Genomic DNA, 20,763 nt, shown 5'->3' on the forward strand with positions numbered 1-20,763 from the left:
TCGTAAAGAAAAAATTACTATACCGTAAAAGCTTTACCACGCTATCGCCGCTTCAGCTAATGTCACATATTGATTAATTTCAGGAGATTATTTCGCGGCGTGCGTTTTTCGGACGAAAAGCTGCTACCACTTTCTCATCAGTTTCCACATACGGACCGTCAAGCAGCTGTATACAATACGGTACACTTGCAAAGATGCCGTGCACGAGGACGCTGCCATCTTCCGCCTTCAGCCCTTCCAGCGTCTCTTTGATCGACTTCGGCTGGCCCGGCAGGTTCAGGATCAACGCCTGCTTGCGGATCACCCCCACCTGGCGGGAAAGAATGGCCGTCGGAACAAAGTGTAGACTTATCTGGCGCATCTGTTCGCCGAAGCCCGGCATTTCACGATCGGCAATCGCCAGCGTTGCGTCCGGCGTCACGTCGCGGCGCGCGGGGCCGGTTCCGCCCGTCGTCAGAACAAGGTGGCAGCTCATCTCATCCACCAGCTCGCAGAGCGTCTGCTCGATGATCGGCTGTTCGTCAGGGATCAGGCGGGTCTGAATGTCAAAGGGGGTGGTCAGCGCGCTGCCAAGCCACTCTTCCAGAGCGGGGATGCCTTTATCCTGGTAAACACCGCTGGAGGCGCGGTCAGAAATCGACACTAAGCCGATGCGTAAGGTATTCATATCCATTCCATTCAAAGAGTACTGATTAAAGGGAATGATACACGCAGAGAGGAAATTCAGACAGAGGCGGGGGTAAGACGCGTGACCGGAAGCCCGGTCACGCAGAATGATTACAGCAGGTCGCCGATCATTTTTTCCAGTTTGCCCTGGTCAACAGCAAACTTACGGATACCGTCCGCCAGTTTGTCTACAGCCATTGGATCCTGGTTGTGCTGCCACAGGAACTCGGATTCAGTGATGCGCTCTGGGCGTGCTTTCACTTCACCGGTGTAGGACAGTTTACGCTCCAGGGTACCTTCGCTTTCAGCCAGCTCTTTCAGCAGTGCAGGCGCGATGGTCAGGCGGTCACAGCCAGCCAGCTCGATGATTTCACCGACGTTACGGAAGCTTGCGCCCATAACCACAGTCTCATAGCCGTGCTGTTTGTAGTATTCGTAGATTTCAGTAACAGAAACCACGCCTGGATCTTCAGCCGGCGCGTACTCTTTCTTATCGGTGTTGGCTTTGTACCAGTCCAGAATACGGCCCACGAACGGAGAAATCAGGTATACGCCTGCTTCTGCACATGCGCGTGCCTGCGCGAAGGAGAACAGCAGGGTCAGGTTACAGTTGATACCGTCTTTTTCCAGCTGCTCTGCCGCGCGGATACCCTGCCAGGTAGAAGCCAGTTTGATCAGGATACGGTCGTTGCTGATGCCAGCGTCGTTGTACATTTTGATCAGACGTTTCGCTTTCGCGATAGACGCTTCGGTGTCGTAGGAGAGACGTGCATCCACTTCGGTAGAGATACGGCCAGGAACCAGTTTCAGGATTTCCAGACCGATGTTCACTGCCAGTTTGTCGGTGGCATCTACAACCTGCTGCGCGCGGTCGTTGCTCTGTGCTTTCGCCCAGGTCACTGCGTCGTCAATCAGTTTGCGATACTCAGGGATCTGTGCGGCGTTAAGGATCAGAGAAGGGTTAGTTGTGGCATCCTGCGGCTGGTACAGCTTCATTGCCGCGATATCTCCGGTGTCAGCTACGACAGTGGTGAACTGACGAAGGGAGGTCAATTTATCCGTCATGATAGTGTTTCTCTTTTAACGTGCCCTGGATAATTCACGCTACCGACAGCATGCCTGCAGCGGAAAAATGACAGGTTTACTTGTTAGGGGGATGTAACCGGTCTGCCCTGATGATAACACGACGGAGGGGTAGCGCAACCGCAGACAGTGCGCTTAGGCAGAGTATGGTAAACTCGGAAGATTAACAGGCTGCTAAGCAACAGCATGCCCAACCAGTGGTAGCGCTTACATATTCACATTGGCATCAACAAGAGGGACGTTAATGCCTGATTTCTTTTTCTTTATTAACGAAGTCCTGTGGGGTTCGATAATGATTTACCTGCTTCTGGGAGCAGGTATTTGGTTCACGCTACGCAGTGGGTTTATCCAGTTTCGTTATATTCGCAAGTTTGGCAGAAGTCTGAAAAACAGCGTTACGCCCCAGCCGGGCGGATTAACGTCGTTCCAGGCACTCTGTACCAGCCTGGCTGCACGCCTCGGCAGCGGAAATCTGGCTGGCGTTGCGCTGGCCATCAGCGCCGGTGGGCCAGGCGCGGTCTTCTGGATGTGGGTGACGGCGCTACTCGGGATGGCCACCTCCTTCGCCGAAAGTTCGCTCGCCCAGCTTTATAAAGAGAAAGATAAAAACGGCCAGTTTCGCGGCGGTCCTGCCTGGTACATGGCGCGTGGCTTAGGGATGCGCTGGATGGGCGTTCTGTTCTCGCTTTTTTTACTGCTCGCGTACGGCCTTATTTTTAATACCGTCCAGGCAAATTCTGTCGCCAATGCCCTGCGCTACGCCTTCTCCTGCCCGGAGTGGATCGCCGGTATCGTGTTAGCCCTCGTCGTTTTGCTCACCATTTCAGCCGGTCTCAGGGGCATCGCCCGCCTGATGCAGTGGCTGGTTCCCGTTATGGCGCTGCTTTGGGTTGCCGCGAGCCTGTTCGTCGCCGCACTGCATATCGACCAGGTGCCGGGCGTGATTACGACCATCGTCAAAAGCGCGTTTGGCTGGCGCGAAGTGGCCTCCGGGGCGCTGGGCTACACCTTTAGCCAGGCGCTGATGGCGGGTTTTCAGCGGGGCATGTTCTCCAATGAAGCCGGAATGGGGTCAACCCCCAACGCGGCCGCTGCCGCCTCTTCCTGGCCGCCGCATCCGGCCGCACAGGGCATTGTGCAGATGATTGGCGTCTTTACCGATACCATTATCATCTGCTCCGCCAGCGCCATGATTTTGCTGCTGGCAGGCCCCGTCCCGCATTCTTCTGGTACCGCCGGGATACAGCTTCTCCAGCAGGCGCTGGTGAACCTGACAGGCGGCTGGGGAGCAGGGTTTGTCTCGCTCATTCTGGTGTTGTTTGCCTTCAGTTCGATTGTGGTGAATTACCTCTACGCCGAAAATAACCTTATTTTCCTGAAGCTCGACTCCCGCGCCGCAATCGGAACCCTGCGTCTCGCGGTTATACTGATGATCATCGCTGGATCCTTCCTCAGTATGCCGCTGGTCTGGCAGCTGGCCGATATCATTATGGCGCTAATGGCGATCACGAACCTCACTGCTATCCTGCTGCTCTCGCCCGTTGTGACCCTGATTGCCAGAGACTATCTGCGTCAGCGCAAACTCGGCGTTCCGCCGGTATTTGATCCCGCACGCTATCCCGACGTTAAGGCGCAGCTTGCCCCCGGCACGTGGGATGATTTGCCGCGGCAATAACAGCTATCGATCAATTCAGGGCGATTTTTTGCTAAAGTCGCTCTAAATTTCCTGCAAGGACTGGATATGCTGATTCTGATTTCACCTGCAAAAACGCTCGACTACCAGAGCCCGCTCGCCACCGAGCGCTATACCCAGCCTGAACTGCTGGACTACTCGCAACAGCTGATCCGCGAAGCGCGTAGGCTCTCTGCGCCGCAAATCGCCTCGCTGATGAGCATCAGCGACAAGCTGGCCGATCTTAACGCGACCCGCTTTCACGAGTGGCACCCGGATTTCACCCCGGCGAACGCTCGCCAGGCGATTCTGGCGTTTAAAGGTGATGTCTACACCGGCCTGCAGGCGGAAGATTTTAGCGAAGCCGATTTCGATTTTGCCCAGCAGCATCTGCGCATGCTGTCGGGTCTGTACGGCGTACTGCGCCCGCTGGATCTGATGCAGCCGTATCGTCTGGAGATGGGGATTCGCCTGGAAAATGCCAAAGGCAAAGATCTGTACCATTTCTGGGGCGATATCATTACCGACAAACTGAACGCGGCGCTGCATGCCCAGGGCGATAACGTGGTGATAAACCTGGCATCCGATGAATACTACAAGTCGGTGAAGCCGAAAAAGCTGGATGCGGAGATTATCAAGCCGGTATTCCTCGACGAGAAAAACGGCAAGTTCAAGGTGATCAGCTTTTACGCCAAGAAAGCGCGCGGCCTGATGAGCCGCTACATCATCCAGAACCGCCTGACGAAGCCGGAGCAGCTGACCGCCTTTAACAGCGAAGGCTATTTCTTTGACGAGTCGTCGTCGGGGAAAGGCGAGCTGGTGTTTAAGCGCCACGAGCAGTAAAAACAAACCCCGCCAGCTGGCGGGGTTTTGCATTAATGGTGTTTCCAGTCCGGGCCGCGATCGTCGCGGTGGTCATCGTGGTGATGGTCATCGTGACGATCGTCGTGTTTACGATGCTCATCATGTGGACGCCAGTGGTTATCACGCCAGTCATAATGCGCCTTCCACCAGTCGTGGTCGCGCCAGCGGCCGCCGTCCCAGTAATGCCCGTTATTATCCTGGTCGCCAATCTGCAGTTTTACCGCAGGTACGAGAGTAATTTCAGATGCCTGAACCGCCATGGGGGCGGCCAGCATCAGTGAAAGCGCGATGAGCGCAGGTTTCAGTGTAGACACAGGTGACTCCTTATTCTTCTTGCCCAACGTGGGCCGATGTAAGGAGAGTACGCGAGGGGAACGGGGGATGTTATTCTCTGCAATCCTAAACGCTAAGTGACCGCATTTATTGGGAATTTCTGCTTTTTTCCTGCTTTTTTCCTCCTTAATTTCTCCATAAAAAAAGCCGGGTGGCGGCTTCGCCTTACCCGGCCTACGATTAGGTCATCGTGGTCGTTGTAGGCCCGGTAAGGCGTAGCCGCCACCGGGCAACACATTCACGCACGCGTCATCATCAGCTTACGCAGCGCGGCAAAATCTGCGGGCAGCTCATGTGACAGCAGCGGCAGGTCGGCGCGCTCGGCCAGCTCTTTCGGCAGCGGCAGCGTTTCGCCCAGGATCGCTTCTACGCTCTCTTTGAACTTTGCCGGATGCGCGGTGCCCAGGAACAGGCCATATTCACCCGGGTTAAGCTGGTCGCGCAGCGCGCGATAGGCAATCGCCGCGTGCGGTTCAGAGATATACCCCACCGCTTTCATCTCGCGCATCGTCTCTTTGGTGGTTTCATCCGTCACCGCAGCGTAGCCCAGATCGCCCAGACGCCAGATCTTACGGCGGAACAGCTCTTCCACACGCGGCCAGTTGTTCGGCTGTGACACATCCATCGCGTTGGAGAGCGTCGCCTGCGTGGCGTTCGGCGCCCACTTCCCGTCTTTCAGGAAGCGCGGCACGGTGTCGTTGGCATTGGTCGCGGCGATAAAGCGTTTCACCGGCAGACCCAGGGATTTCGCCAGCAGACCTGCCGTCAGGTCACCGAAGTTACCGCTCGGCACGGAGATCACCAGCTGGTTGCGCGCTTCCTGCGGCAGCTGCGCCACCGCTTCGAAGTAGTAGCAGATCTGCGCCAGCAGACGGCTGATGTTGATGGAGTTGGCGGAGTTCAGACCCAGGGCCACCTTCAGCTCTTCGTCGTCGAAGGCCTGCTTGACCAGCGCCTGGCAGGCATCGAAATCGCCGTCAATTGCCACGGTTTCAATGTTGCCGCCGAGCGTACAGAACAGTTTTTCCTGCAGCGGGCTGATTTTGCCTTTCGGGTAGAGGATCACCACGCGGACGTTTTTCAGGCCGTAGAACGCATGCGCCACTGCCGCACCGGTATCCCCGGAGGTCGCGGTCAGGATGGTCACCGGTTTGTCGCCGCTGATGTGGGTCAGCATCTGCGCCATAAAGCGGCCGCCGAAGTCTTTAAACGCCAGGGTCGGGCCGTGGAACAGCTCCAGGCAGCCAACGTCAGGCTCAACCTGCTTCACCGGCGCCGGGAAAGCGAACGCCGCACGCACGCGCTCTTCCAGCAGCTCCTGCGGAATTTCGTCGCCAATAAACGCAGACAGAATTTTGGTGCTGCGGGTGACGAAGTCCTGTTTCAGCAGCTCGTCGATGTCGGTCAGCTGGAATTCCGGCAGGTCATGCGGGAAGAACAGCCCCTGGTTTTTGCCCAGCCCCTGAGTTACCGCCTGCGCGAAGCTGACCTGCTCGTTATGATCTTTAAGGTTATAGAGTTTCATTAATTATCCCAGTACTCGTGCGCCAGCCGTGTCCAGACGGCAAATATGAACAAAGCCTTCCTGATTTTGCAGGTAGTGTTTAGAGAGCCAGTCCGCCACGCGCTGCGCGGTGTCAGGCTTGTCGCACAGGGCGAACAGCGTCGGGCCGGAGCCGGAGATGCCGCACGCCTGCGCGCCGATATCCATCGATGCCTGTCGCGCCTCGTTAAAGCCAGGCAGCAGCTTCGTGCGGTACGGCTCGGCAATGACGTCCTTCATCAGCTTCGCCGCCAGCTGCGGCTGACGGGTGTAGCAGGCATGAATAAAGCCCGCCAGATGACGCCCGTGGGCGATACAGTCCTGACGACGATACTGCGCAGGCAGGATCGCACGCGCTTCGGCGGTAGAGACCTTAATGCCCGGATAGGCCAGCACCCACAGCCACTCATCAAACCCTGGCACCTGCTGGCTGATGATGCCATTTTCTTCGATCATCAGCTGCATGCCGCCGAGGAAGCACGGCGCCACGTTGTCATAGTGAATGCTGCCGGAGATGCGCCCTTCCAGCTCGCCCATCAATCCCAGCAGGCGGTTGTTGTTCAGCGGCTTGCCGCAGTGCTCGTTCATCGCCACCAGCGCGGCGACCACCGAACAGGCGCTGGAACCCAGTCCCGAGCCAATCGGCATGCTTTTTTCCAGCGTCATGGCGACCGGCACGTTTTTGCCGATCTCCTGACAGAAGCGTTCCCAGCACTGATAGACGATATTCTCGCGCGGGTCGGACGGAAGTTTGCTGGCGAAGCGGCCCACGTTATTCAGGCTGAAGCTGTCTGCCGCTTCCACCGTAACCGTATCGCCCAGCAGCGAACCATCCACCGGCGTCACCGCCGCACCCAGCACGTCAAATCCGACGCTCATATTCGCGCTGGAAGCCGGGGCATAAACTTTGACCATGTTAAACTCCTAACTTCCATGACAGGGTACGCAGCAGATCGGCAAACACACCCGCCGCCGTAACATCGTTCCCTGCGCCATAGCCGCGAAGCACCAGCGGCAGTGGCTGATAATAGTGGCTGTAAAACGCGAGGGCGTTTTCGCCGTTTTTGACTTTGTACAGCGGGTCGTTGCCATCCACTTCGGCAATCTTCACCCGGCACACGCCATCTTCTTCAATGTTGCCAACATAGCGCAATACCTTACCTTCATCACGGGCTTTCGCAACGCGAGCGGCAAAAGCATCGTCAAGCTGCGGCAAATTTGCCATGAATGCAGCGACATCACCGCTGCTGTCAAATTCTGCCGGCAGCACGGGTTCAATCACGATATCGGAAAGCTCAAGCTCACGGCCCGTTTCACGGGCGAGGATCAATAACTTACGCGCCACGTCCATACCGGAAAGGTCGTCACGCGGGTCCGGCTCGGTATAGCCCAGCTCGCGCGCGGCGCGGGTGGCTTCCGACAGGCTCATCCCTTCATCCAGCTTGCCGAAGATAAACGACAGCGAGCCGGAGAGAATGCCGGAGAAACGCTGCAGTTCGTCGCCCGCGTTCAGCAGGTTCTGCAGGTTCTCGATAACCGGCAGCCCCGCGCCCACGTTGGTGTCGTACAGGAACTTGCGGCGCGACTTGCTCGCCGCCAGACGCAGCTGGTGATAGTAATCCATCGACGAGGTGTTGGCCTTTTTGTTCGGCGTCACCACGTGGAAACCTTCGCGCAGGAAGTCGGCGTACTGGTCGGCCACCGCCTGGTTAGAGGTACAGTCGACGATCACCGGGTTAAGCAGATGATACTCTTTCACCAGGCGGATCAGGCGGCCCAGGTTGAACGGCTCTTTCGCCTCGTTCATCTCGGCCTGCCAGTTTTCCAGGTTCAGACCGTGAACGTTGGTGAGTAGCGCTCTGGAGTTGGCAATCCCGCAGACGCGCAGATCGATATGTTTCTTCTTCAGCCACTCCTGCTGACGCTTCACCTGCTCCAGCAGCGCGCCGCCCACGCCGCCCACGCCAATCAGGAACAGCTCGATAACCTGATCGGTGTTGAACAGCATCTGGTGAACCACGCGTACGCCGGTGGTGGCGTCATCGTTGTCCACGACAACAGAAATTGAACGCTCAGACGAGCCCTGGGCAATCGCCACGATATTGATATTGGCGCGCGCCAGCGCGGCAAAGAACTTGGCGGAGATACCGCGCAGCGTGCGCATGCCGTCACCGACCACGGAGATGATCGCCAGGCGTTCCTGAATGGCGAGCGGCTCCAGCAGCTCTTCTTTCAGCTCCAGATAGAACTCTTCCTCCAGCGCGCGGCGGGCGCGGAGGCAGTCGGCCTGCGGCACGCAGAAGCTGATGCTGTATTCGGAAGAAGACTGGGTAATCAGCACCACCGAGATACCGTTGCGGGACATGGCCGCAAACACGCGCGCCGCCATGCCGACCATCCCCTTCATCCCCGGACCGGAGACGCTGAACATCGCCATGTTGTTGAGGTTGGAGATGCCTTTGACCGGCAAACCGTCCTCATCGGTACTCGCGCCAATCAGCGTACCCGGCGCCTGCGGGTTACCGGTGTTTTTAATCAGGCAAGGGATCTGGAACTGGGCAATCGGGGAGATGGTACGCGGGTGAAGCACTTTGGCGCCGAAGTAGGAAAGCTCCATCGCCTCCTGGTACGACATCGACTTCAGCAGTCTGGCATCGGGTACCTGGCGCGGGTCGCAGGTATAAACGCCGTCGACGTCAGTCCATATTTCACAACAGTCTGCGCGTAAACAGGCGGCCAGCACGGCGGCGGAGTAGTCGGAGCCGTTACGGCCCAGCACCACCAGCTCGCCCTTCTCGTTACCGGCGGTGAAGCCTGCCATCAGGATCATGTGGTCAGAAGGAATTTTGCTGGCGGCGATACGGCGGGTTGATTCGGCAATATCAACGGTGGATTCGAGGTAGTGGCCCACCGCCAGCAGTTTTTCAACCGGATCGATTACGGTCACGCTATGGCCGCGCGCTTCCAGCACGCCGGCCATGATGGCGATAGAGAGTTTTTCGCCCCGGCAGATCAGCGCCGCGTTGACACTGTCCGGGCACTGTCCGAGAAGGCTGATGCCGTGCAGGACATGTTTGATTTGCGCGAATTCCTGCTCAACGAAGGACTTCAGCTGAGCGTGCGGGAAGCCAGGCAGCACCTCTGCCAGCCCTTGCAGCAAGTCAGCGAAGATACGTTCTGCGTCGCTGATGTTCGGGAGTACATCCTGGCCACCGATGGTTTTTTCAATCATCGCCACCAGATGGTTCGTGATTTTTGCCGGGGCAGAGAGCACGGTAGCAACCTGCCCCTGTCTGGCGTTGCTTTCCAGGATATCGGCAACACGCAGAAAACGTTCTGCATTTGCCACTGATGTACCGCCGAACTTCAACACTCGCATGGTTCTACCTCGTTTCCTTTAGCCGAAAAAAAAGCCCGCACTGTTCAGGTGCGGGCTTTTTTTGTTTTTCCTGTACGCGTCAGCCCGCATCGTTACCTGTGGTAATGATGATGGTTGTAGTAATGGTGGTGATGCTGATGCGTTTCATGGATGTTGTGTACTCTGTCATTATTATCTGTCTGTCCTGTATTCTTTTAGGGTTAAAGGATCGGGCACCTTAAGTCAACGAATTTTTAATTTGATCACAATTCGGGAGACTCTCACCTCCCGCTGCTTGCAGATTTATTTTCATCCGATTCGCCCAGATGCAACCCATCAGGACAGACTTATTCGCTATAGTAAAAACTTATGACAGGATTTTACTCCGCCAATTTTTTTTCAATATCGTGCAGCAAACGGTGCAGCATTGCGGTGTCCCGCTGCTCAAGACGGCCCAAACGCTGCTGCAGCCAGTCAGCCATTTTTTGATCGTCGGCCACCCCCAGCTGAGATAAAAGCTGCTCGACGCGCGCCCGCAGCGCAGCCAGCTGATTTTCATTTGCCCCTTCTGCCGGAGGTTGGGGGATTTGTATTAGGGAGGCTAATTGATAGCAGTAGACCATGACCGCCTGGCCTAAATTCAGGGAGGGGTAATCGGCTACCATCGGCGCACCGGTAAGAACGTCCGCCAGCTCCAGCTCTTCGTTGGTTAATCCGGAATCCTCGCGACCAAACACCAGCGCGGCCTTCTCCAGCCACTGGCTTTTCTCGCTCAGCATCGGCACCAGCTCCGCTGGCGTGGCATAGTAATGGAACTTCGCACGGCTGCGCGCGGTGGTCGCAACGGTAAACGAAATGTCGTGCAGCGCATCAGCAAGCGTAGCGTAAGTGGTTATATTATCTAGGATATCGCCCGATCCGTGCGCAACCCAACGCGCCGCAGGCTCCAGGTGGGCCGTGCTGTCCACGATACGTAAATCGGTGAACCCCATAGTCTTCATGGCACGCGCGGCAGCGCCTATATTTTCGGCTCTGGCTGGGGCAACCAGTACAATCGACAGATGCATTTATGCTCTCTTTTTAATCAGTTAGCGGGTAAAAATGTGATGCACTTCAACATATTACGCAGCGCGAATTTACAAAATTGCAACACAAATCACCGAAATAGCGTTTCATAATAAATTAAAAACGCTAAACTATTCCTTGTCTGAACAATCAGTTAGAATGTTAACAGAACACTATTATCCCTATGTTTTATAATGATAATAGCAACATGAATACCCTATTCTGATTGGATTCGCTTCGTTTATAAATCAATGTCCGCAACTAGTTGGTTTATTGAAAAATTGTGACAAAGGCTAGCATTCCGCTACGATGATTTCATCAAACTGTTAACGTGCTACAATTGAACTTGATATATGTCAACGAAGCGTAGTTTTATTGGGTGTCTGGTGTCACTTAGCCTGTTATGTTGCTGTTAAAATGGTTAGGATGACAGCCGTTTTTGACACTGTCGGGTCCAAAGGGAAAGTACCCAAGACCAAGCTAATGATGTTGTTGACGTTGATGGAAAGTGCATCAAGAACGCAATTACGTACTTTAGTCACGTTAAGCCGATCATGTTAATTTGCGACATGCATCAGGCAGGTCAGGGACTTTTGTACTTCCTGTTTCGATTTAGTTGGCAATTTAGGTAGCAAACATGCAGACCCCGCACATTCTTATCGTTGAAGACGAGTTGGTAACACGCAACACGTTAAAGAGCATTTTCGAAGCAGAAGGCTACGATGTCTTTGAAGCGACCGATGGCGCAGAGATGCATCAGATCCTTTCTGAAAATGATATCAACCTGGTGATCATGGATATTAACCTGCCGGGCAAAAACGGTCTTCTTCTGGCGCGCGAACTGCGCGAGCAGGCGAACGTCGCGTTAATGTTCCTGACGGGCCGTGATAACGAAGTTGATAAAATTCTTGGCCTGGAAATCGGTGCGGATGACTACATCACCAAGCCGTTCAATCCTCGCGAGTTAACCATTCGTGCACGCAACCTGCTGTCCCGCACCATGAACCTGGGTACGGTCAGCGAAGAGCGTCGTAGCGTAGACAGCTACAAATTCAACGGCTGGGAACTTGATATCAATAGCCGTTCGCTGATTAGCCCGAACGGTGAGCAGTATAAACTGCCGCGCAGTGAATTCCGCGCGATGCTGCACTTCTGCGAAAACCCGGGCAAAATTCAGTCCCGTGCAGAGCTGCTGAAGAAAATGACCGGCCGTGAGCTGAAACCGCACGACCGTACCGTAGACGTGACCATTCGTCGTATTCGTAAGCATTTCGAATCTACGCCAGATACGCCGGAAATCATCGCCACGATCCACGGCGAAGGGTATCGTTTCTGTGGCGATCTGCAGGAGTAATCCCGCAGTTAACGCATTAAAAAACGGCGCATTTGCGCCGTTTTTTTTTATTTCCAGATCCGCATCGTATCGTCATCCGGTGCTGCGGGTGGCTCAGGTCGCTTCGGCTGAGAGAGCGAGTACCAGTCGAAATGCCGGGTCAGGTACATCACGGCGAAAAGCGCCAGCGCGAGAACCGCTGACCCCAGCAGCAGCGCGCTGTCCTCCGATCGCAGCAGGAACCACATCACCACATCCAGCCCGAGCAGCGCCAGCACAAACAGCCCGCTGCGCTTCCAGCTTTTCAGCACGGCCTGCAGGTACATTCCGTTCATCGCTGCGCCAACCAGGCTTGCAACAACCCAGGCTGGCGTAAACCCGACGTGTTCAGACAGCGCCAGCAGCACCAGATAGAACAGGACCAGCGACAGCCCCACCAGCAGATACTGCATCGGGTGAAGGCGTAATCCGGTTAAGGTTTCGAAGACGAAGAAGGCCATAAACGTCAGCGCAATCAGCAAAATTGCGTACTTGATCGCACGGTCAGTCAGCTGATACTGATCGGCGGGCGTGGCTACCGTGACGCTAAAGGCCGGGAGTGCCTCCCACTCCGGCGACTCCTTGTCGTAGAACCAGCTCTCAAGGTTATTCGCAAACCAGCTGCTCTGCCAGTTCGCCTGGAAACCAGACTCACCTATCTGATGCTTAACAGGGAGATAATCGCCCATAAAACCCGGATGCGGCCAGTTGCTGTTGAGCGTCATTTCGCTATTACGCCCTACCGGCACCACCGCAAAACTGCCGGTTCCTGCCAGGCTGAGGGACATCTCAAGCGCAAACGTTTTGGCTTCCAGCGCTTTGTCGGTCAGCGGGATGTGGATCCCAGCAAGCGCCCCGTAAACGCCTGAACCGGGTTCCACGCTTAGCGTCTCACCGTTGATTTTAGAGATACTGACCGTGCCAATACCCCGCGCATCGCCAACGCCCGTCACGATAAACGGCTGCCCTGTCGCGATCGTTTCCCCTTTCAGCTGCTTCAGCTCTTCGGTATTAAACTGCGCTTTTATCTTCAGGTCAGTGTTCCAGATTTGCCCGTCGTAGATGCCAATATTGCGGGACTCCACGCGCTGGTTTCCTTCCACAACCAGAGATTCCGGCAGAATGAAATGCATATAGCTTTTCTTGTATTCGACCTTCTTCTCGTCCTCTATCTTGTAAAAGATCTCCGTCATCGGAATCGCAATCATCGGGCCGACCAGCTTTTGCGGCCCGCTGGTGCTCTGACGAAGCGTATTTTCGACATCGTTGCGATAGCTCTCACGCTCTGAAATCAGATTACTGACCATAAACAGCGGAACTAACAGCAGCAGGATGCACCCCAGCAGGGTGCTAATTTTCCAGAACAGGGGGGATTTCATCATTACGTCTCCTTTGTGATGAGGAGAGCGTAACCAGGCCGTGTGGGGTCAGTTTGAAGTTATGTGAAGGGACGGTGAAGCGTCAGCGTGGCCATCACGCCGCCTTCATCACGATTACGCAATGTAATCTCTCCCTGATGCAGACGCGCCACCTCCTGGACAAACGCCAGCCCGAGTCCGCTGCTCTTCAACCCGTTCTCGCGCGGCAGGGAATAGAAGCGCTCAAAAATACGCTCCAGCGCGTAATCCGGGATCCCGCTTCCGCTGTCGGCGACGAGAATCTGTATCTGCCCATGCTCTTCCCTGGCCGCCAGTTCAATAGCGCCACCCTGCGGCGAAAAATCGATAGCGTTATCCAGCAAATTACCGAGCGCCTGTTCGAGCAGGTCGGGATCGCCTTCAACATGAAGCGAAGCGGGCTGGAGGGTCAGCCCAATCTCTTTTGCCGCCAGCAGCGCCGAGCGCGCGTCGACAAGACGCGTAAACAGCAGATCGACGCGGACGTTCTGAGGCGTAATCTCGACGCGATTTTCAAGCCGCGCCTGGGTGAGCAGTTTTTCAACCAGCGACTGCATGCGCGCGTTTTGCACCAGAATATTATCGATAAACCGCGCGGCCACCTGCGGCGGCGGCTGCTCGGAGAGAATTTCCGCCGCGCCGCGTATGGCGGCGATGGGGCTTTTCAGCTCGTGGGTCAGCGCATGGACATAGTGTTCAATGTAGTTTTTCCCTTCCAGGCGAATGCGCATATTCTCCAGCGCCTGGGCCAGCTTGTGCAGTTCGCTGCTGCCAGGATTAGGCAGCGGGAGAGGCGTATCCGTGGTCACCGAGTCGGCATAGCGCGATAACGTACTGATAGAACGATTGATCCACCATGCCACAACGAGGCCAATTAGCAGGGCAATGCCGAGCAGCGCCCCACCTGCCCACAGGATCCGCCGCTCGCTGCGATGGATCACCGGTGCCATCGCGCTGTTAGGTTTCCCGACCGACAGCACGCCGATAATCTTGCCCTGCTCCACAACCGGCGCAGCAACATACATCACCGTGCTCTCCGGATCGTCAGGATGGATCTGGGTACTGCGCGCGCCGTATTCGCCGCGAAGCGTCAGCCAGACGTCGTTCCAGCGCGAGTAATCTTGCCCCACGGCCAGACCGGCGGAATCAAACACGACGCGACCCTGCGCATCGGTCATGTAGACGTGGTACTCGTTACGCACTTTATGAATGCCGCCGATATTGGCGCGGAAAGGGCGCTGATGAAGCTGAGAAAAGGCCTGCGCCAGTTTGCCCTGCTGCGCATGACCCGAAAGCAAATCATCACGTCCAATTTCAGCCAACAGGGTCGCGGTGTCGATCAACGTGCCCTCGGTTGCCCTGCGCACGCCGGGCTTTACTTCCTGAACAAAGATCGACAGCACAAACCACGCGGCAATGGCCACGATCAGGAAATACCCCAGCAATAGCCGCATCCCAATGCGCATCAGTAAAGGCCCAGACTGTAGCCCATACCGCGATGGGTGCTGATGGGTGACAGTTCCTCGTTCACCGCCCGCAGCTTGGCGCGCAGGGTTTTGATGTGGGTGTCCACGGTACGATCGAAGCTGTCGCCGTCTTCACCCCACACCTTGTCCATCAGCTGCTGACGAGAAAAGACCCGCCCGGGGGCCTGCAACAAGGTTTTGAGCAGCAAGAATTCGTAGCGGGTCAGGGGCAGTGCTTCCCCGAACCAGCTAATTCGCGCGGCAGGCTCGTTCAGTTCAAACTGCCCGATACGCAACGTTTCTGCTGGTGCGGCGGATTTCTGCATGCGCCGTAAAATCGTCCGCACCCGGGCGCAGACTTCACGAGGGGAGAAAGGTTTCGCAACGTAGTCATCAGCCCCCATTTCCAGGCCAAGCAGCTTGTCTACCTCATCACTGCGCGCCGTCAGAAACAGCACGGGCAGTGAGGGATGCTGCGCCAGCAGCTGGCGGCAAAGCTCAAATCCACTGATGTCCGGCAGCCCGACGTCCAGAATGGCGAGCGCCGGAGCCTGCCGCCGCGCCGCCTCCAGCACGGGTAAACCGCGTTCAAACGCCTTTACCGCGAATCCTTCCTGCTGAAGCATGTAGATCAGCGTATCGGCGATACTGGTTTCGTCTTCAACCAGCCAGACCACAGGTTGTTGCATGGTTCATCCCTGAATTAATGCCACGGCATAATCGGCACCGCGCTGATCGCGTTTTTCGGCGAGCCTTCTACCACTTTGTCAGAGTAGGCAAGGTACGCCAGGGTGTTGCGTTTGGCATCATAGAAACGCACCACCTGCAGCTTTTTAAACACCAGCGAGGTCCGTTTCTGGAATACCACGTCGCCCTGCGCTTTGCCGTTTTTAATTTTATCGCTCAACTCAACCGGCCCCACCTGCTGACAGGAAATCGCCGCATCGGAGGTATCTTCCGCCAGCCCCAGCCCGCCTTTGATACCGCCCGTTTTCGCGCGGCTGACGTAGCAGGTGACGTTTTTCACGTCCGGATCGTCAAACGCCTCCACCACGATTTTGTGGTCAGGGCCGAACATTTTGAATACGGTATCGACGGAGCCAATCTGTTCTGCCTGCGCCGCGCGCCCGACCACCAGCATCAGCGCGGTGAAGATCAAAGTCTTGTATTTCATATTGTTACCATTCTTTAAAATTACACTGAGCGATTATTCAACACTTTAGACAAAAATGTAGCAAGATCACAGGATTAGAATATATCTGCCTGTAATGTGCTCTAAAAAGCATGAATGCGCAAAAAAAACACTGAATGCTAAAACATCAAAAAATGCTATTATCCGCTAACCTGTTATCAGGCACCTGCTGTTTTAAGGATGAGGATAGTATATGGATCAGGCTGGAATTATTCGCGACCTGCTCACCTGGCTGGAAGGTCATCTCGACCAGCCTTTGTCACTGGATAATGTGGCGGCTAAAGCAGGCTATTCCAAGTGGCATCTGCAAAGGATGTTCAAGGATGTCACCGGTCATGCTATCGGGGCCTATATTCGCGCACGTCGTTTATCAAAATCTGCGGTGGCTTTGCGCCTGACCGCGCGGCCGATTCTGGATATTGCCCTGCAGTATCGTTTCGATTCACAGCAGACCTTCACCCGCGCCTTTAAAAAACAGTTCTCGTTGACGCCAGCGCTTTATCGTCGCTCGCCTGACTGGAGCTCGTTTGGCATGCGTCCGCCGCTGCGTCTGGGCGAATTCGCAATGCCGAAATATGAAATTGTCGCGCTGCCGGAAACCCATCTGATCGGCACAACCCAGAGCTACTCCTGTTCACTGGAGCAGATTTCTGAGTTCCGTCATCAGATGCGCGTCCAGTTCTGGCGCGACTTCCTGAGCCACGCACCGGCCATCCCGCCGATCCTGTATGGCCTCAACGAAACGCACCCAAGCCAGGAAAAAGACGACGAGCAGGAGGTGTTCTACACCACCGCGCTGACGCCAGAGATGGCGAATGGGTATATTCAGGGTTCGAAGCCTGTCGTGCTGGAAGGCGGCGAATACGTGATGTTCGCCTATGAAGGGCTGGGAACGGGGGTTCAGGAGTTTATCCTGACCGTTTACGGAACCTGCATGCCGATGCTGAATCTGAATCGTCGTAAAGGTCAGGACATTGAGCGCTACTACCCGGCGCAGGATGCCAAACCGGAAGAAGGCCCAATCAATCTGCGTATGGAATTCTTGATTCCGATACGTCGTTAACGCTGCAGTTCGTCAAGCGCAGGGGCATCGAGATGCGAAATGTCCCCTGCCATCTCCACTACCCAGCCCGACGCCAGCCACGCGCTTTCCTGATAATCAATTCGGGAAATGGAGCAGTTGCGCAGACGCAAACGGCGCTCAGCGTAAGCCGGTAACCCCAGAATGGTGCTCACCAGGCAGCCCAACGCAATCCCGTGACTCACCAGCAGCGGACGGCTTCCCGCCGGAAGCTTCAGGCATTCCGCCAGTGCGGCATGCATGCGTACGCTCAGCTCCTGCATGGATTCGCCTTCAGGAATACGGCCATCTTCGGTACCGTTCACCAACGTGCGGCGCCAGCCCTCCTCCGCTTCCGTCAGCGTATCGATATGACGTTTTTCCAGCACGCCCATATCCAGCTCGCGCAGGCGCGGCTCCAGCATGACGTCACAGCCGCAGGCATCTGCGATGATGCGCGCCGTCTGCTGTGTGCGACCAAGATCGCTGGTGATAACGTGCGTAATGCCCAGCGTTCTGGCGCGTTCCGCCACCTGCCACGCTTGCTGCACACCCTTCTCAGTGAGAGGACTGTCTGACTGGCCTTGAATACGTCGCTCGGCGTTCCACTGCGTTTCACCGTGGCGAACAAGGTATACCTGTAACATGCTTTTTTTCCGTTATACTGCGATGAGTTTTTTTTGAATCGAGCTTAATTATGCACCATGTTGTCTCTGCTACCACTAATCCTGCCAAAATTCAGGCAATTCTAAGGGCATTTGACGAGATCTTCGGCGCCGGATCCTGCCATATTGAGGCCATCGGCGTCGAGAGCGGCGTTCCTGAACAGCCGTTTGGCAGCGAGGAAACGCGCGCTGGCGCACGAAATCGCGTGGCAAACGCTAAGGCCGCGGCCCCGAATGCCGACTTTTGGGTAGCGATTGAAGCAGGTATCGACGAAGGCGCAACCTTTAGCTGGGTGGTCATCGAAAGCCGTGAGCAGCGCGGTGAAGCGCGTTCGGCCACCCTGCCGCTGCCGGAGATCATTCTGGAAAAAGTCCGTGCGGGTGAAGCGCTCGGGCCGGTGATGTCGCAGTACACCGGCATCGATGAGATTGGTCGTAAAGAAGGGGCGATTGGCGTCTTTACCGCAGGTGCGCTGACGCGTTCTGGCGTTTACCACCAGGCGGTGATTCTGGCGTTAAGCCCGTTCCATAACGCGATTTATCGGTAAGTTTGTAGGCCGGATAAGGCGTAGCCGTCATCCGGCGTTTTTCAGTAATACCGCTTCCAGCCACTGGCGCAGCTCAACCGGTGCCGACTTCAGGCTGTTCGAGCCGCGGGTGATCGTTGCGATACCCGCGCCGAGCTCGTTTTTCAGCTCGCGCTGGCTCATCTCGCCGCGCAGCAGCTCTTCAATGATCCGCACGCGCGTGCCCAGCGCCTCACGCTCGTCCGGCGTGAGCATCAGCTGCATGAGGGGCAAGTGCAAATCCTGCTCGTATGACTGACGCAGCAGCTCCACAAAACGAAGCCACTCCTGATGACGTTGTTCGGCCATTGCCGAGGAATACGGGGAATGCTGGGTCATGTTATGCTGCCTCTTGTACTCATTAGCGAGTACAGCATAACACAACCCACGCCGATCAGTAACGTCTCTGCCACTCGGCATCGCTCATCAGGGTATCTTTCTGCCCCATGAAGTAGCGATAGTAGGCGTCATAGGCCAGCACGTTCTTCACGTAGCCGCGCGTTTCCGAGAACGGGATGCTCTCGACAAACGCTACGGCGTCGATGCGTCCGGCGCTGTTGCCGAGCCAGGTGCGCACGCGTCCAGGCCCCGCGTTATACGCCGCCGAAGAGAAGATGCGGTTATTACCGAACTGCTGATACACGTACTGGAGATAGCTGGTACCGATGTTGATGTTGGTATCCGGATCGAGAAGCTGTGACGGGCTGCTGTAGCCAGGAATATTAAACATCTTCACCGTGTGCGTCGCCGTGCCCGGCATAATCTGCATCAGGCCGCTGGCGCCCACCGGGGATCGCACTTTCGGGTTCCACGCGCTCTCCTGGCGGGCAATCGCCATCGCGTAGCTTTGCGGGATATCTTTGCCGCTGGTATAGCGATCGAAAAGATCTTTGTACGCCAGCGGGAAACGCTCTTCCAAATGATCCCAAAGCTTGCCGGCGATCGTCGCCTGCACGCTGAGATCCCACCAGTGATTATCAAACGCATAGCGGGCGAGCTGGGCTTTCTCATCGGTGGTGCGGCTGGTCACCAGATTCGCCCACTCGCTGCGCGCGGTGTTATCCATATTCCAGTACATCAGCTCGCGAACGCGCGCCATTTCTGGCCCCTGCGTCAGCGCCGGGTTCGCGTTAGCGGGCGCTTTATCTATACGGAAGGTGTACTCCTCGCCCAGACGCTGCGCGGCAGCCATTGGGTAAAACCCGCGCTGCTGCATCAGCGTATGGAGGATCTCTTTGGCTTCATCATCACGGCCGCGCTCCATCAGCAGATCGGCCTGCCAGTAGCGCCATTCGTCTTTCTCTTTGGCCTCCATTGGCAAACGCGCGAGCCAGGTATTGAGCCCGCGACGATCGCCCGTGCCCAGCGCCATGCGCACGCGGCGTTCCACCAGCGACGTAGAATTCGAACGCATAATGGCATCGTCACGCCAGCGCGCCTGTTCATCGGTCACATCGGTGCCCATCAGTCGCCACGCTACGATGTCGCGCAGCTCCTGGGTTTGCTCCTCATTGAGCTGCTGCGTCTGCACCAGCTGCGGGATCATCAGCCGCGCGTTTTCGACATCGTCACGCGCCACGCTGGCAAAGGCCACCGCCGCCATCTGGCGGGTAAAATCGGTCGCGCCCGTACTGCGGGCAAAGGTCAGCACGCTGTTCGGATCGTTTGCCAGCGAGATAACCGCCGTGGAGATCGTCTGGTAATCGGACGGCATCTGCCCCGCCAGCGTGGTCACCAGACGCGTGTTACCGGCTTTCATCGCCAGACGGATGCGCTCAAGGTAAGACAGCGGATCCTGCTTGCCGGAAGCACGCCACGCGCTAAACAGGGAATCACAGGCGTTCGGCTGGTTTTTTCCGGTCAGCCAGAGCTCTTTCGCTCCGGCCCAGGCCTCTTCCTGCTGGCCGGTCGCCCATTTTGCGTAGTAATAGTTACACTGGGCTTCGGTGGCGTTCGGCTTCTCAGGGCTAAACGCCAGCAGGCCGCGCCAGTCCTCGCGACGCGCCAGCTCATTCACAAAACGAGACTGGAGATTTCGTGCTGGCGGCAGGGTCGGGTTCGCCTGAATGAAGTTATTCACGGTGACGGTAGGCTGGTTCATCAGGTCGTCCGTAATCTGGCGATACTCCAGATACGGATACAGCGGATAATCCTTTAGCGTCGGCATCAGCGCCTGCACGGTATCCATCTGCTTGTTGTCCCACGCCTGTTTAATCTGGGCGTAGCGGTTACGTTGTTCATCCAGTGAATCGGCATGCACCGCCTGGCTTACCGCCATTACGCATACGCTGGCAGCCAGCAGACGCCAGACCACCCGTTTGGCTTTTTCCACAAGCTCTTCCTCATTGTTTTTTCGTCAATTGCAGCGTCTTGCCACGTCAAAGTCTAATTAACTTATGCTAACCAGGCATCCTTCAACGCGCCACGTCATGGACACTTTTTTACCTTTCTTGCGCGTTTT

General features: G+C 56.2%; 21 protein-coding genes and 1 other annotated feature. Of the genes, 5 read left to right on the forward strand and 16 right to left on the reverse strand.

Features of this window, described 5'->3' with window-relative positions:
• Positions 1-79: 79 nt before the first annotated feature.
• Positions 80-667, reverse strand: a complete 588-nt coding sequence (mog, locus tag DFO52_RS15245; RefSeq protein ID WP_029740861.1) for a molybdopterin adenylyltransferase — start codon at positions 665-667, stop codon at positions 80-82.
• Between the two features lie 110 nt (positions 668-777).
• Positions 778-1,731, reverse strand: a complete 954-nt coding sequence (gene tal, locus DFO52_RS15250; RefSeq protein WP_023334458.1) for a transaldolase — start codon at positions 1,729-1,731, stop codon at positions 778-780.
• A 262-nt stretch (positions 1,732-1,993) separates the two neighbouring features.
• Here tal and DFO52_RS15255 point away from each other — a divergent pair, with 262 nt between their 5' ends.
• Positions 1,994-3,424 carry a sodium:alanine symporter family protein gene (locus tag DFO52_RS15255; protein WP_133550690.1) on the forward strand — a complete coding sequence of 477 codons (1,431 nt, stop codon included), beginning with the start codon at positions 1,994-1,996 and terminating at the stop codon, positions 3,422-3,424.
• A gap of 66 nt (positions 3,425-3,490) precedes the next feature.
• Entirely contained in the window at positions 3,491-4,264 is a 774-nt protein-coding gene (gene yaaA, locus DFO52_RS15260) for a peroxide stress protein YaaA (RefSeq protein WP_133550691.1), read from the forward strand.
• A 32-nt stretch (positions 4,265-4,296) separates the two neighbouring features.
• On the opposite strand, the gene DFO52_RS15265 is transcribed toward yaaA, so the two are convergent.
• The 7 genes from DFO52_RS15265 to yjjY all read right to left on the reverse strand — a co-directional run bounded on the left by DFO52_RS15265 (position 4,297) and on the right by yjjY (position 11,126).
• A complete protein-coding gene (locus DFO52_RS15265; protein WP_063439481.1) occupies positions 4,297-4,599 on the reverse strand; it encodes a DUF2502 domain-containing protein in 303 nt (100 codons plus the stop codon).
• Positions 4,600-4,856: 257 nt separating this feature from the next.
• Positions 4,857-6,143 (reverse strand): threonine synthase, encoded by a 1,287-nt coding sequence (gene thrC / locus DFO52_RS15270; protein ID WP_133550692.1) that lies wholly within the window; start codon positions 6,141-6,143, stop codon positions 4,857-4,859.
• A gap of 3 nt (positions 6,144-6,146) precedes the next feature.
• Complete coding sequence (thrB, locus tag DFO52_RS15275) at positions 6,147-7,076, reverse strand: homoserine kinase (protein ID WP_023310337.1); 930 nt, start codon at positions 7,074-7,076, stop codon at positions 6,147-6,149.
• 1 nt (position 7,077) lies between these two features.
• Entirely contained in the window at positions 7,078-9,540 is a 2,463-nt protein-coding gene (thrA, locus tag DFO52_RS15280; protein WP_133550693.1) for a bifunctional aspartate kinase/homoserine dehydrogenase I, read from the reverse strand.
• 24 nt (positions 9,541-9,564) lie between these two features.
• Positions 9,565-9,681, reverse strand: a sequence feature (Thr leader region).
• A complete protein-coding gene (gene thrL / locus DFO52_RS15285; RefSeq protein ID WP_015572623.1) occupies positions 9,620-9,688 on the reverse strand; it encodes a thr operon leader peptide in 69 nt (22 codons plus the stop codon). It overlaps the preceding feature by 62 nt.
• Before the next feature lie 211 nt (positions 9,689-9,899).
• Positions 9,900-10,586 (reverse strand): tRNA/rRNA methyltransferase, encoded by a 687-nt coding sequence (locus DFO52_RS15290; protein ID WP_032660775.1) that lies wholly within the window; start codon positions 10,584-10,586, stop codon positions 9,900-9,902.
• A gap of 399 nt (positions 10,587-10,985) precedes the next feature.
• Complete coding sequence (yjjY, locus tag DFO52_RS15295) at positions 10,986-11,126, reverse strand: protein YjjY (protein ID WP_085928893.1); 141 nt, start codon at positions 11,124-11,126, stop codon at positions 10,986-10,988.
• A 95-nt stretch (positions 11,127-11,221) separates the two neighbouring features.
• On the opposite strand from yjjY, the gene arcA reads away from it, so the two are divergent.
• Positions 11,222-11,938 (forward strand): two-component system response regulator ArcA, encoded by a 717-nt coding sequence (arcA, locus tag DFO52_RS15300; protein ID WP_003856501.1) that lies wholly within the window; start codon positions 11,222-11,224, stop codon positions 11,936-11,938.
• Positions 11,939-11,985: 47 nt separating this feature from the next.
• Here arcA and creD read toward each other — a convergent pair whose 3' ends face one another.
• Genes creD through creA form a run of 4 tightly spaced genes read right to left on the reverse strand, consistent with a single transcriptional unit; the run spans position 11,986 to position 15,993 of the window.
• On the reverse strand, positions 11,986-13,338 hold the full coding sequence (gene creD, locus DFO52_RS15305; RefSeq protein ID WP_133550694.1) for a cell envelope integrity protein CreD: 1,353 nt from the start codon (positions 13,336-13,338) through the stop codon (positions 11,986-11,988).
• A gap of 56 nt (positions 13,339-13,394) precedes the next feature.
• Positions 13,395-14,819, reverse strand: a complete 1,425-nt coding sequence (gene creC / locus DFO52_RS15310; RefSeq protein ID WP_133550695.1) for a two-component system sensor histidine kinase CreC — start codon at positions 14,817-14,819, stop codon at positions 13,395-13,397.
• The gene (creB, locus tag DFO52_RS15315; protein ID WP_133550696.1) at positions 14,819-15,508 is read right to left on the reverse strand and encodes a two-component system response regulator CreB; all 690 of its coding nucleotides are present in this window, start codon (positions 15,506-15,508) and stop codon (positions 14,819-14,821) included. The genes creC and creB overlap by 1 nt, the downstream gene beginning before the upstream one ends.
• A gap of 14 nt (positions 15,509-15,522) precedes the next feature.
• Positions 15,523-15,993 (reverse strand): protein CreA, encoded by a 471-nt coding sequence (gene creA, locus DFO52_RS15320; protein ID WP_029740851.1) that lies wholly within the window; start codon positions 15,991-15,993, stop codon positions 15,523-15,525.
• 211 nt (positions 15,994-16,204) lie between these two features.
• Between creA and robA the strand changes: the two genes are divergently transcribed.
• Entirely contained in the window at positions 16,205-17,074 is an 870-nt protein-coding gene (gene robA, locus DFO52_RS15325; RefSeq protein ID WP_029740850.1) for an MDR efflux pump AcrAB transcriptional activator RobA, read from the forward strand.
• Here robA and gpmB read toward each other — a convergent pair.
• Complete coding sequence (gpmB, locus tag DFO52_RS15330; RefSeq protein ID WP_023310332.1) at positions 17,071-17,718, reverse strand: 2,3-diphosphoglycerate-dependent phosphoglycerate mutase GpmB; 648 nt, start codon at positions 17,716-17,718, stop codon at positions 17,071-17,073. The two genes, robA and gpmB, sit on opposite strands and share 4 nt — an antisense overlap.
• Positions 17,719-17,768: 50 nt before the next feature.
• Between gpmB and yjjX the strand changes: the two genes are divergently transcribed.
• Positions 17,769-18,284, forward strand: a complete 516-nt coding sequence (yjjX, locus tag DFO52_RS15335; protein WP_023334447.1) for an inosine/xanthosine triphosphatase — start codon at positions 17,769-17,771, stop codon at positions 18,282-18,284.
• A 27-nt stretch (positions 18,285-18,311) separates the two neighbouring features.
• On the opposite strand, the gene trpR is transcribed toward yjjX, so the two are convergent.
• Positions 18,312-18,641: a trp operon repressor gene (trpR, locus tag DFO52_RS15340; protein WP_010427104.1), complete on the reverse strand. Its 330-nt coding sequence runs from the start codon at positions 18,639-18,641 to the stop codon at positions 18,312-18,314.
• A 55-nt stretch (positions 18,642-18,696) separates the two neighbouring features.
• Positions 18,697-20,634, reverse strand: a complete 1,938-nt coding sequence (sltY, locus tag DFO52_RS15345) for a murein transglycosylase (protein WP_133550697.1) — start codon at positions 20,632-20,634, stop codon at positions 18,697-18,699.
• Between the last annotated feature and the right edge of the window lie 129 nt (positions 20,635-20,763).

This window comes from Enterobacter sp. AG326, assembly GCF_004362415.1.
GTDB classification, from domain to species: domain Bacteria; phylum Pseudomonadota; class Gammaproteobacteria; order Enterobacterales; family Enterobacteriaceae; genus Enterobacter; species Enterobacter asburiae.